Source organism: Hoeflea sp. 108, assembly GCF_000372965.1.
In the GTDB taxonomy this organism is placed as follows: domain Bacteria; phylum Pseudomonadota; class Alphaproteobacteria; order Rhizobiales; family Rhizobiaceae; genus Aminobacter.
Map to the genome: position 1 here is coordinate 4,955,856 of NZ_KB890024.1, position 12,044 is coordinate 4,967,899.

12 protein-coding genes are annotated in these 12,044 nt (G+C 64.7%); 6 read left to right on the forward strand and 6 right to left on the reverse strand.

The window, feature by feature from the left end:
- Nucleotides 1-39 precede the first annotated feature (39 nt).
- Nucleotides 40-690, reverse strand: a complete 651-nt coding sequence (locus B015_RS0124655; RefSeq protein ID WP_018430427.1) for a glutathione S-transferase family protein — start codon at nucleotides 688-690, stop codon at nucleotides 40-42.
- A gap of 644 nt (nucleotides 691-1,334) precedes the next feature.
- On the opposite strand from B015_RS0124655, the gene B015_RS0124660 reads away from it, so the two are divergent.
- Both B015_RS0124660 and B015_RS0124670 read left to right on the forward strand, forming a co-directional pair.
- Complete coding sequence (locus tag B015_RS0124660; RefSeq protein ID WP_245262270.1) at nucleotides 1,335-2,507, forward strand: DUF930 domain-containing protein; 1,173 nt, start codon at nucleotides 1,335-1,337, stop codon at nucleotides 2,505-2,507.
- Nucleotides 2,508-3,026: 519 nt separating this feature from the next.
- Complete coding sequence (locus B015_RS0124670) at nucleotides 3,027-4,052, forward strand: AraC family transcriptional regulator (protein ID WP_081623530.1); 1,026 nt, start codon at nucleotides 3,027-3,029, stop codon at nucleotides 4,050-4,052.
- Nucleotides 4,053-4,122: 70 nt separating this feature from the next.
- On the opposite strand, the gene B015_RS0124675 is transcribed toward B015_RS0124670, so the two are convergent.
- A complete protein-coding gene (locus tag B015_RS0124675) occupies nucleotides 4,123-4,842 on the reverse strand; it encodes an outer membrane protein (RefSeq protein ID WP_245262274.1) in 720 nt (239 codons plus the stop codon).
- A gap of 255 nt (nucleotides 4,843-5,097) precedes the next feature.
- Here B015_RS0124675 and B015_RS33450 point away from each other — a divergent pair, with 255 nt between their 5' ends.
- The gene (locus B015_RS33450; protein WP_157632825.1) at nucleotides 5,098-5,313 is read left to right on the forward strand and encodes a hypothetical protein; all 216 of its coding nucleotides are present in this window, start codon (nucleotides 5,098-5,100) and stop codon (nucleotides 5,311-5,313) included.
- A 42-nt stretch (nucleotides 5,314-5,355) separates the two neighbouring features.
- Nucleotides 5,356-5,730, forward strand: a complete 375-nt coding sequence (locus tag B015_RS0124685) for a hypothetical protein (protein WP_018430433.1) — start codon at nucleotides 5,356-5,358, stop codon at nucleotides 5,728-5,730.
- Nucleotides 5,731-5,745: 15 nt separating this feature from the next.
- Here the strand turns inward: B015_RS0124685 and B015_RS0124690 are convergent, their stop codons facing one another.
- Together B015_RS0124690 and B015_RS0124695 are read right to left on the reverse strand one after the other, a co-directional pair.
- Nucleotides 5,746-6,162, reverse strand: a complete 417-nt coding sequence (locus B015_RS0124690; protein ID WP_026227688.1) for a DUF1801 domain-containing protein — start codon at nucleotides 6,160-6,162, stop codon at nucleotides 5,746-5,748.
- Between the two features lie 256 nt (nucleotides 6,163-6,418).
- Nucleotides 6,419-7,342 carry a LysR substrate-binding domain-containing protein gene (locus B015_RS0124695; protein WP_018430435.1) on the reverse strand — a complete coding sequence of 308 codons (924 nt, stop codon included), beginning with the start codon at nucleotides 7,340-7,342 and terminating at the stop codon, nucleotides 6,419-6,421.
- Nucleotides 7,343-7,635: 293 nt separating this feature from the next.
- Here B015_RS0124695 and katG point away from each other — a divergent pair, with 293 nt between their 5' ends.
- Nucleotides 7,636-9,825, forward strand: coding sequence for a catalase/peroxidase HPI (gene katG / locus B015_RS0124700; protein ID WP_018430436.1), 2,190 nt, complete (start codon nucleotides 7,636-7,638; stop codon nucleotides 9,823-9,825).
- 93 nt (nucleotides 9,826-9,918) lie between these two features.
- Here the strand turns inward: katG and B015_RS0124705 are convergent, their stop codons facing one another.
- The gene (locus B015_RS0124705; protein ID WP_018430437.1) at nucleotides 9,919-10,461 is read right to left on the reverse strand and encodes a phosphatase PAP2 family protein; all 543 of its coding nucleotides are present in this window, start codon (nucleotides 10,459-10,461) and stop codon (nucleotides 9,919-9,921) included.
- A 35-nt stretch (nucleotides 10,462-10,496) separates the two neighbouring features.
- Between B015_RS0124705 and B015_RS0124710 the strand changes: the two genes are divergently transcribed.
- Nucleotides 10,497-10,991, forward strand: a complete 495-nt coding sequence (locus B015_RS0124710; RefSeq protein WP_018430438.1) for a DUF2127 domain-containing protein — start codon at nucleotides 10,497-10,499, stop codon at nucleotides 10,989-10,991.
- A gap of 141 nt (nucleotides 10,992-11,132) precedes the next feature.
- On the opposite strand, the gene B015_RS0124715 is transcribed toward B015_RS0124710, so the two are convergent.
- On the reverse strand, nucleotides 11,133-11,987 hold the full coding sequence (locus tag B015_RS0124715; protein ID WP_040457121.1) for an alpha/beta hydrolase: 855 nt from the start codon (nucleotides 11,985-11,987) through the stop codon (nucleotides 11,133-11,135).
- Nucleotides 11,988-12,044: the final 57 nt, after the last annotated feature.

Below are 12,044 nucleotides of genomic sequence, written 5' to 3' on the forward strand. Positions count from 1 at the left end.
TTTAGCGGTAGGGACGGAAACGCTGTCCCCACCGAACAATCAGCCTGACAACGCCGCGGTGAAAACCGCGAGCTGGGCGGCGAAGGCGCGCTGGAAAGCGGGCCGCGCCTCGCCGCGGGCGACATAGGCAGCAACACCAGGAAATTCCTCCAGCAGGCCCGAGCCGTAGAGACGCCGCAGCACCATCACCATCATCAGGTCGCCGGCACTGAACGCGCCGTCGAGCCAGTCGGCCTCGCCAAGGGCCGCGGACAGCTGGCCGAGGCGGACACGGATGCGGTCCTGCAGCATCGGCAGGCGCTGGCCGAACCAGGGCTTGTCGCGCTCGACAAGGTCGGCCTGGTCGTATTCGACGATCGGCGGCTCGACCGTGTTCAGCGCCGCAAACATCCACATGACGGCCCGCGCCCGGCCGTTGACATCGCCGGGCAGAAGGCCGGCATGCCGCTCGGCGATCTCAAGCACGATGGCACCCGACTCGAACAGGACGAGGCCGCCATCTTCGAGGGTCGGGATCTGGCCGAAGGGGTTGAGCCTCAGATGCGCCGACTGCTTCATCTGCGGGAACGAGACCAGCCTGACGTCATAGGGCTGGCCGACCTCCTCGAACGCCCAGCGGACGCGCATGTCGCGCGCCTGTCCCGCGCCTTCGTCGGGCGAATTTGCAAAAGCAGTCATGATGGGGAACATCGGAACCCTCCTGCCGATTGCACGGCGCCACCGTCACCTGGATATGCCATGAAACGCAATCCTTCGCTTGCCTCCGCAGGACGAATGGCGGCAACGGCTCCCAACAGCTGGCTTGCAATTTTTCGCCGGCGCTGGCGCTCAGGCGCTCTGGAGCGCCGCGCATCCCGTCCGGACGCGAAAGCGGTGTTCCCCTGAGGTCATGCATCGTGTCAGCCGAAATCGGCTCCGTACACCCGGTGCGTACCAGGCTCCGGCGAGGGAGATGAGCCGATTCTAAGCCGGCTTTTCAGGATGTCGGAAACGCACGGCGCGAGTTGTCCTTCCGCGATGCATCGAGTTCCTCGGTCGGACAGGCGGCAGGCCGCGACCCGCCAGAATCGGCCAACCAGCGACAGGCACCGAAAGACAAGCGTAAGGCCGCCGAAAAAGGCGGGCCACCACGCGATCGGGAACTTAGCTGCCAGGTTCAGAGGGTGCACCCATCGGGCGTAGGCCCGCTGGCAATTGCCGGCGGCGCGCCGACTTTTTTGCGGGCGGCCGCAACCCTGCCCACGCCATCCAAGACCGCCATTCCGTAGTCGGTCCTTTGCTCCCTCGCAGCACCGTCCAACACCCTGGCGCCTATTTTTGCCCGATAGCGCTTGATGCCGCCCAGATTTCACTCCACATCGGTCGGCATGGCGGACGAGACAAGCAACCGACGTCGGGACTCGCTGTGGGCATTGCCCGCATCGCTGATCCTGCACGGGCTGCTGATTGCGGTGCTGGTGGCCTACAGCCAGCCGAGGGCTGCGCAGCAGCCTGAGGAGGAAGCGGTGAACGTCACGCTGGCGCCGCCGCCGGAACAGCCGAGGCCGGAACCCGCCCCGCCACCGCCACCCCCGAAGCCTCCCGAGGAGAAGAAGCCCGAGGAGCCGAAGCAACCGCCTGTGGCGGAAACCGAGCCGGCCCAGCCGGCGAAGATCGAGGTATTGAAGCCGGTTTTCCAGTTCGGGGAGAAAGATGCCGGCTCCGGCAAGTCGGCCGAGCAGGGAGGAGGTGTGCAGACACCTTCACCGGCGACGGATGACGGCGCGAAGCCACCTGCTGAGACGCGGCCGGACGCCGAAAAGCAGGCGGAGGCGGCGAAGGATACCCAGCCGGTCCAGGATGTGCCGAACGAGGTCGCCACGGCCCAGGACACGCCCAACCAGGCGGCCGCGCCCCAGGACGCAGGTCAGCAGGCCGAGGACAAGCAAGTCGGCCTTGCCGAAGGTGCTGACCAGCAGACAGCTGCGGCTCCGCCAGCCCTTGGGGCCGAAGGCAGCGATGGCGAGTTGGCGCTGCCCGCTTTGGCCAAGGCGCCCGAGCCGAGGCCCGCGGCCGCGGCGAAGCCCAGCCGTTCGGAGTTCACGAAGCCCGGAGGGGCAAGCAGGGCGCCAAGCCAGCGGAATGCGGATGTTGCCGCAGCGCAGCCCTTTTCGGGATTGCCAGGAGTCCGGAGGCCGCAGTCGCAGGGCGGCGACGCCTTGAGCACGACCGCGATGGCCGGCGTGCCGCGTGACAAGCGGGCCGCGAGGCTGTGCGCCAGCGCGCTGCAGCAGCAACTGCTGCAGGCGTCCTATTCCCCCGACCTGGTGCCGCTCGTGCCGCTGAAGCGGGGCAACGTGCTCGACGTTCCGGAGGCCGCGTTCCGCACGCGGACGGCATGGCACGAGCTGAGCTATCGCTGTGAGGTCGACGCCGACGCCACCACGATCCGGTCGCTGACCTTCCGCGTCGGCGGGACGATCCCGCGCGACCAATGGCGGCGTCTCGGACTGCCCTCCGGCAATTAGAAGGTTGGTCGAGCTGGCTCGCGGAAGCCGCCGCTCCGCCTGCGCCCCGACGCTCAAGCATTGGCTCGGCGACAACAGCTGTCGGGCATGCCGCGATGGCGCGGCAGACGTTTTTCGTCCGAACTGGAGTTGAACGGGACCTTCCACCTGAGCTCTTTGCCGAAGGTCGGCTCGACCATTGACTTGCAGGCTTCGGCCATGGTGACGATGCCGGTGGGAGACCAGACCAGATGCTGCCCTACGTGGCCTCCTTGGGTCGGCCTCGTGGATGAATTTGCGCAAGCGGGCCGCGCCAATTGCCCGGATCCGCGATCCTCAAGCCAATCTCCTGCGTGGAAGGGGCGCGCGGACCTGCGTTCCGGTAAACAGATGGCCCGATGCCTTGACCATGCGTCTCAACCGCTTGACCGAGCGTCCCCCGCCATTGACTAGCGCGGCAGTTGCAGATCACCTCATATGACTTGGCCGGCGCAGCGCCGGTGCAAGCGACAGCATGCGGTTCTGGGAGCGGGGGCGACCATGGCGACACCACAACGACAGGAATGGCCGTTTCCGCCCGGCGCGGAGTGTCTGGCCGCGTGGAAAGATGCGATTTCCCTGCTTGTCGACTGCTCCATTCCGGAGGATGCGGATCCTGCGCTTTTTGATTTTCACGGGTGCGCCTGGCAGCTTCCGGGCGCTTTCCTGCATGTGAACGGCGGTTCGGCGATGGCCATGTCGCGGACGCAGCAGGTCATCGACGAGCGGCCGACCCCGCATATGGTGCTGTTCATGGTCCTGGAAGGGCGGGTGACGAGCAACTATGACGGGCTGATCCAGGAACATGAGCCCGGCGACATCGTCGTCGTCGACTACTCCTTGCCCTATGAGAGCCAGACGTCGGGCTTCGAAGCCATCGCGCTGACCTTCGACAAGGCAAGCGTGCCGGTCGAATTCCAGAGCAACACGCACGGTCTGGTGCTGACAGCGAACGACCCCACCGGCGCCATGCTGGGCGGCCAGATCAGGGCACTGGCCGAGCACATCGACGGCCTCAGCGTTCACCAGGGCCAGGTGATCGTCGAGGGCATCCTGAATTTTGCCGCGGCCGCCTTTGCAACGCCCGCAACGCGGGAACGGCGCGACAAGCGTTTTCTGTTCCAGCGCGCATCGTCGGCGGCGCGACAGGGCCTGTCCGATCCCGACTTCGGCCCGGATGAGCTGGTGGCGGCGCTGGGGGTCTCGCGGTCGAAGCTGTTCCGCCTGTTCGAGCCGCATGGCGGCGTGCAGCGCTGGATGCTGGCCGAGCGGCTGAGGGCAAGCCTGCAGAGCATTCTGCGCTCGACCCCGGATCACAAGATATCAGCCATCGCCCGCAATCACGGCTTTCGCAGCGAGGCACATTTCAGCCGGGCCTTTCACAAGCGGTACCAGATCAGTCCCAGCTCTGTCCGCACGCTATCAAGGGATTCGCTGCGCATGGCGACCTACGACACCTTGCTGAGGCGCGGCGACGGCAATGGCGGCGCCATCGTCGAAGCCTGGCTCGCGGCCGCGCGCGCCTGAGACAGGCAAGAAGGCTCGCGGCAGACAAAAGGCGGCCTGTAGGCCGCCTCTTTTCATCATGCGCCCGAGCTCAGAACTTGTAGTTCAAGCCGGTCTTCAGCGTATGGAAGGCGGTATCCATCTCGATCCGGTCTCCGGTGAAGATAAGATTCGTCCCCTTCAGGCTGCCGAGATCGACGTAGAGATATTCGGTCTTCAGCGTGACATTATCGGTGATGCCATATTCGACGCCCGCGCCGGCGGTCCAGCCCAAATTGGTGTCGGAAAGCGCCTCGCTGAACCCGTCGCTATCGCTGTCTGAATAAGAAATCTTGCCATAGGCTGCGCCGCCCGTGCCGTAGAACAGAACATTCTCTTCGGCGTAGCCGAGACGGCCGCGCACGGTGCCGAACCAATCGACCTGGACCGTATATCGGGAGCTGAAGCCTTCGGTCGACTCGCTATGCTCGGCCTTGATCTCGGACAGGGACAAATCCGCCTCGACGCCCGCGACCCAATTCGAAGCGAATTGCCTGTTGTAGCCGACCTGGAAGCCACCGAAACCACCAAATGCCCGGTCGCTGACGTAATAGCCAATCGGGCCAACCTCAGTTTCGATGATGTACGAATTGTCGAACGTGCCGCCGCCGATGCCGCCGTGGACACCTACGTGGAGGCCGCTCCAGTCATAGGCAAAGCGCTCCGCGACTGGCGACGGAGTCTGCTCGCTGATCACGTCGGCAGCCTGCGCCGAGGACAGGCCCAAGATCATCATGGAATAAACGATCGTAATTCTGGCAGATTTTTTCAAAACGAACTCCGGAACTTCATGTGAGAACGACAATGGTTCTACATGAGGCGAAGATCAGCCGCCTTGACCTGGCGTCCCTACTTGATGACCGAACGTCCCAATGCGCACGCCACGCTTGTTCCGGGCAGTGACAGGCTAGCCGACATCACCCAGAAATGTCTCGGGGTCTTGGACAGAGGCCCGCCCGCCGTGGGCGGCGGCCGGCGGGCGATGGCACTGGGGAATGGTGGAGCGAGCGCCTGGGAGGGCACGAACATGCCGAACGAAGCAGTTCAGATGCAGCAGATTGGTCAGGCCGCGGTGGAGCAGCCCGCCCGCCCGCAATCCTTGTCCCTGACCCGTGCATTGAGCAGGGCGTGGGTCGCCTTGGCGGGCTCATATGAGCACAACGAGCAGAGCTCCGACGGCCTGGAGGCACTCGACATGCTCGGCGGTTGGAAGGGCTCCGATGGCAGGCGGCGTAAGCCCTGAGGGGCCGGCCGTCCGGAACTGAAAATGACGATGGGGGGAAGAATGCCGAATATTGCCAAGATGTATTTCCTGACCGCCATTTGTTTCCTCGTGGCCGGCATTCTGGTCGGGCTGAAGATGTCGATTGCGCATGACTATTCGGCAACCGGCGCACATGCACATATCAACTTGCTCGGTTGGGTGACGATGGCGATTTTCGGCACGTTTCATGCCCTGAACCCGCATGGCGCGGGGAGCCGGCTGGCGAAGGTGCAGTATTATGTCTACACTGGCGGAGTGATCGTGATGACGCCGGCGCTCTACCTTCTGCTGACGGGCACCCCGTCGCTGGAGCCGGTGGTTGCCATCTCCTCCCTGGTCGTGTTCGCCGGCGTGCTGATGTTCGGGGCGATCATTTTCCGCGCCCGTGCGGCCTAGGCACGCTTCACAGCGCTAGCTCTTCCGCTTCTTGGCTGCCTGGCTTGCCACATTGACCGCCACGGCAGCGCGGATCAGCGCCCTCAGTGCCTCCTCGTCGACCGCCTCGCCCTCGCGAAAATCGATGGCGCGGCGGACGTTGCCTTCGAGGCTGGAGTTGAACAGGCTCTTGGGGTCGTCGACCTGTGCGCCCTTGGCGAAGGTCAGCTTGACCACCGCCTTGTAAGTTTCTCCAGTGGTGATGATGCCGGCATGCGACCAGACCGGCGTGCCGCCCCATTTGACCTCCTCGACCACCTCGGGGTCGGCCTCGTGGATGAGCTTGCGCAGGCGCGCGAGCATGGCGCCGCGCCAGTCCGAGAGCTCGGCGATCCTGGCGTCGATCTGCTTCGAGGCTTCAGCGCCGCTCGCGCCCGTCTTTGCCTTGTCCATCATGTCCTCCTCGCTTGCTGCGGCGTCCGCCACGCCGCTTGTATTGTTCACCGAGCAGAGCGGATGCTCGGCCCCAGCCACGAATGGCGCCCGCCTCGCCTGGTGGCGACAGTAGAGCATTTCCGCCTGTCCTCGCATCGCGAAAACGCCGGACCATCCTGTTCTGGCGCAAGCTTGGCGGAAAGCCGCGTCGCAATCTTGCCGAAGTGGCGCTGGACGCGCCGGTGGCCACGACGGCAAAAAGCCGGCGCGGGGCTCAGGCCTGGCTTGATACGGCGCCCTGCCCGCGCAGGCCTTCGGCCGACTGGCGCACCACTTCCGAGATCTGCATGAGCTGGTCGGCGAGCGGGCTCGCCTTGCGCCAGATCATGCCGATGGTGCGCGACGGCTGCGGGCTCCTGAAGCGGGCGATGGAGACCGAGGCCGACATCGTTTCAACCGGGACCGCCATTTCGGGGATCAGCGTCACGCCGATGCCGGCGCCGACCATCTGCACCAGCGTCGACAGCGAGCTGCCGTCCAAAAGTTCGCGCGGGCGGGTCGACTGCATGTTGCAGAAGGACAGCGCCTGCTCGCGGAAGCAATGGCCCTCCTCGAGCAGCAGCAGGCGCATTTCGCGCAGCATCTCGCGGTTGGGTACCGGCTTGCCGGCGTCCTCGCCGGGTCGGACGAGCACGAAATTCTCCTCGAACAGCGCGACCTCGGTCAGCGACGGCTCGGAGACAGGCAAGGCGACGATGGCCGTGTCGAGCCGGCCTTCCGACAGCTCGTGAATGAGCTTCTGCGTCTGTGTCTCGCGCACATGGATGTCGAGCCCGTCATGCAGGCGGGTGAGATTACCGATGATGGTGGGCAGAAGATAAGGCGCGACAGTCGGAATGACGCCGATGCGCAGCCGCCCCACCAGCCGCTCGCGGGAGGCGCGCGCCAGGTCCTCGAGCTCGTCGACCGAGCGCAGGATGTCGCGGACGCGGGCGGCGAATTCCTCGCCGAAACCGGTCAGCCTGACCTGCCGGGCGCTTCTCTCGAACAGCTCGGACCCTAGATTCTCCTCGAGATCCTTGATCTGCACCGACATCGCCGGCTGGGAGATTGCACAGGCATCCGCCGCGCGGCCGAAATGGCTGTGGCGGGCCAGCGCCTCGAAATAGCGAAGCTGCTTGAGCGTCAGATTGATCATAACCTTGCCTTATCGCTGCAATCAGGAAATCCAACTTTAGATAATGAAAGGGCTTTGGTACAGATTTGGTGTGGAAGGCAAGGAGGAGCCGTGTCACGATCCCTGGATATCGCGACCGATGGCGGTGCGCGGTTTGCCGGTGTCATCAGGGCATCAGGTAAGACCGTGCTGTTTTGCATTCCACGAAGACCTGCCACGCGCAGAGACGTTCGACGTAGCCACGTGCGGCCATGACCGGCCGCCTCGGACATTGTCCGGCAGATCAACCAACGCAGCCACGACCGGAGACCAAGATGGATACCAAGACTGAGACGAGCGCGGGCAAATGCCCTGTCGCACACAAGCCCACCGGTACCGGCAATCGTGACTGGTGGCCGAACCAGCTGGACCTGAGCGTCCTGCACCAGCATTCCAGCCTGTCCGATCCGATGGGCGAGGCCTTCGACTACGCCAAGGAATTCGATAATCTCGACCTCGACGCCGTGATCGCCGACCTCAAGGCGCTGATGACGGATTCGCAGGATTGGTGGCCGGCCGATTTCGGCCATTATGGCCCGCTCTTCATCCGCATGGCCTGGCACAGCGCCGGCACCTACCGCATCGGCGACGGTCGCGGTGGCGCGGGTGCTGGCCAGCAGCGTTTTGCCCCGCTCAACAGCTGGCCTGACAACGTCAACCTCGACAAAGCCCGCCGCCTGCTGTGGCCGATCAAGCAGAAATACGGCCGCCAGATCTCCTGGGCCGACCTGATGATCCTGACAGGCAACGTCGCGCTGGAGACGATGGGCTTCAAGACCTTCGGCTTTGCCGGCGGCCGTGCCGACGTCTGGGAGCCCGAACAGGACATCTACTGGGGTAAGGAAGGCAAGTGGCTGGCCGACGAGCGCTACAGCGGCGACCGCGAGCTCGAAGGACCGCTGGCAGCGGTGCAGATGGGTCTGATCTACGTCAACCCCGAGGGCCCGAACGGCAATCCGGACCCGCTGGCAGCCGCCCGCGACATCCGCGAGACCTTCGCCCGCATGGCGATGAACGACGAGGAAACCGTGGCGCTGATCGCCGGCGGCCACACCTTCGGCAAGACCCATGGCGCAGGCGACGCAGCCAATGTCGGCGCCGAGCCTGAAGCCGCCGACATCGAGCAGCAGGGCCTGGGCTGGCACAACAGCTTCGGCACCGGCAAGGGCGGTGACACCATCGGTTCGGGTCTTGAGGTGACCTGGACGACGACGCCGACCAAGTGGAGCAACAACTTCTTCTGGAACCTGTTCGGCTACGACTGGGAGCTGACCAAGAGCCCGGCCGGCGCGCAGCAGTGGACGCCGAAGCACAATATGGGCGCCGGCACCGTGCCGGATGCGCATGACGCGTCCAAGCGCCACGCCCCGGCGATGCTGACGACCGACCTGGCGCTGCGCTTCGATCCGGCCTACGAGAAGGTCTCGCGCCGCTTCTTCGAGAATCCGGACCAGTTCGCCGACGCCTTCGCCCGTGCCTGGTTCAAGCTGACCCACCGCGACATGGGGCCGCTCGCCCGCTATCGCGGCCCGCTGGTGCCGAAGGAAGAGCTGATCTGGCAGGACCCGATCCCGGCCATCAACCATGAGCTGGTCAATGACGCCGACATTACGGCCCTCAAGGCCAAGATCCTCGGCTCGGGCCTGACGGTGTCGCAGCTGGCGTCGACCGCCTGGGCTTCGGCCTCGACCTTCCGCGGTTCGGACATGCGCGGCGGCGCCAATGGGGCGCGCATCCGCCTTGCCCCGCAGAAGGATTGGGCCGTCAACCAGCCGGCGCAGCTGGCTTCGGTGCTGGAGAAGCTCGAGGCGATCCAGTCGGAGTTCAACGCACAGTCGGGCACCAAGAAGGTGTCGCTGGCCGACCTGATCGTGCTCGGCGGCGCTGCAGCGGTCGAGAAGGCCGCCAAGGATGCCGGCCATGACGTGAAGGTGCCGTTTGCGCCGGGCCGCATGGACGCCTCGCAGGACCAGACCGATGTCGACTCCTTCGCCCCGCTCGAGCCGTCCGCCGATGGCTTCCGCAACTATTCGAGCGGCAGGCAGCGCCTGAGCGCCGAGGAGAACCTCGTCGACCGGGCCCAGTTGCTGACGCTGACCGCACCTGAGCTGACGGTGCTGGTGGGTGGTCTGCGCGTGCTCGGCGCCAATGCGGGCGATTCCGCCCATGGCGTCTTCACCGCCCGTCCCGGCACGCTCTCCAACGACTTCTTCGTCAACCTGCTCGACATGGGCACGGAGTGGAAGGCGACATCAGAGGCCAAGGACGTGTTCGAAGGCCGCGACCGCAAGAGCGGCGAGGTCAAGTGGACCGCGACCCGTGTCGACCTGCTGTTCGGCTCGCACTCGCAGCTGCGCGCGCTGGCCGAGGTCTATGGTTCGTCCGACGCCGGCGCGAAGTTCGCCAGGGACTTCGTCAAGGCATGGAACAAGGTGATGAACGCGGATCGCTTCGACATCGCCTGATCCGGCAAGCCTGACACGCATGAAAAGGGCGGCGCCTGCCAAGGCGTCGCCCTTTTTCAGACGTTTCTTGAGGAAACGAGCTGATGAATCCGGCTAAAGAATGCCTGTGATCAGTCTGTCGGCGCGAGTGCCCTCCCAGTAGAGCGCCCGCACCAGAAGCGCCGCGACGAGCCCGGTCAGCGCACCGCCGACGACATCGCCGACATAATGGGTGCCGACATAGACGCGCGACAGGCCGACCAGCACCGCGATCGCCAGGAAGGCCGCGCCGTGCCGGCCAAGGCCATGCAGCAGAAAGGCCGCGGCAATGGCAAAAGCTGCCGTGGAATGGTCCGACGGGAACGCCCAGTCGGCGCTGCGCTCGACAATGAGATGGCTGACCCCGCCATCATAGGGCCGCAGCCGATGCACGAAGAGCAAGATGATCTGGTTGATGCCGAGGCCGATGAGGAATGAGAGCCCGGCCGCGACGCAAACATGCCTGACCCGGAGACGGTCCTGCCTGCTCCACCATTGCAGGATGACGAGCAGTATCAGCAGCGGCACGCCGAAACGCGTTATCGAGAGCATTGCCATGTCGAGCGCCGGGATGTTGCCTGCCGGTGCGTTGAGCCAGCGTGTGATTTCCTGATCCATGGATGCTATCTACTCCGCGTCGGGCGTTGCATGGGATGACGTGCGTGGAAGAACGGCAGATCCACCAGGTGTTCAGGATAAGCGTCCTGCTCAAGGGCGCGCATGCCCTGGTCGAATGCGCTGGAGGCATTGCCCTCGCCCTGATCGGCAACGACACGATCCAGCACATCGTCAACACGCTTACGCAGGAAGAGCTGGTCGAAGACCCGCATGATTTTCTTGCCACCCACCTTTTGTCCTGGGCGCAAAGCTTCTCCGTAGAGACAAGGCATTTTTATGCCTTTTATCTGCTGAGCCATGGCATCGTGAAATTGTTGCTGGTGGCGGGCCTGCTGAAGGGCAGGATGTGGGCCTATCCAGCGTCGCTGGTCGTGCTCGGACTGTTCATCGTCTACCAGCTCTACCGCTTTTCCTACACGCATGGGGTCGGGCTGATCGTTCTGACGGTCTTCGACGTGATCGTGATGTGGCTTATCTGGCACGAGTACCGGGTCGTCAGGCGCCATCTCTGCACCAACGACGTAAGATAAGGGCCGCGCCCGACGGGATCGGGCACGGCAGCGCGGCAGGCTCTAGCGCATCGGCCAGAAAATCGGAATCGATTTTCGGAAGGCACGATGCGCAGATTCAAACACTTAGAGCGCTGTGCGTCCGTTCGGACGGACAGCGCTCTATCTGGTCTGTTCAGCCACCAAGCCGATGATCCTGTCCCATTCGGCCTCGTGCAGTTCGTGGCCGCCGCCGGCGAGTTCGTGATAGGTCGAACCAGGCACCGCTTTGGCCAATGCCCGGCCATGCTCGACCGGGAAAATGGGATCGGCGGTGCCGTGGATGACGAGAAGCGGCGCTTCGAGCGTCGGCAGCCTGCCCTTGATGGCGTCGCCTCCCCGCAGCATGAAATGATTGGTCGCCGACAGATATCCGCTCGAGCGATCGTAGTCCCTCGATATGAAGGCGCGCATCGCCGGGGCATCGTGAGGATGGGCGGTGCCGGCAATCATGCGGACGTCGCCGGCAACAAAGTCGATGGCCTGGGTGCGGTCCGACCAGTCGATGCTCTCGCCCGCCGCGGCATGTTCCATATAGGCCTTGTCGGGCGGCGGCAGGTCGAGGTCGAGCCCGATGGGCGTGGTCGAGATCAGGGTGAGCGAGGTGACGCGCCGCGGCTCGGTCAGCGCCAGGATCTGGGCAATCATGCCTCCGAGCGACATGGCCACGACATGGGCCGACGCAATGCCATGGGCGTCGAGCACGGCTGCCGCATCCCTGGCCATGTCGTCCAACCTGTAGGGCGGGTTGCCCGGCACATATTTGGTCGACAGGCCGGTGTCGCGGTTGTCATAGCGGATGACATAGTGTCCCTGTGCGACGAGCTTGCGGCAGAATTCGTCCGGCCACCACAGCATCGATGCCATGGCGCCCATGATCAGCAGCACCGGCGGGGCGGACGGATGGCCGAAGGCTTCGGTGGCGATCTCGACGCCATTGGCGTGAACTGTCCTTGTCGTGGTGTGCGTGCCGGCCATCGTCTTGTTCCTTATCGTTGCGCTGGCCGCTGCGAACACTGCTGCACCGAGCAGGAA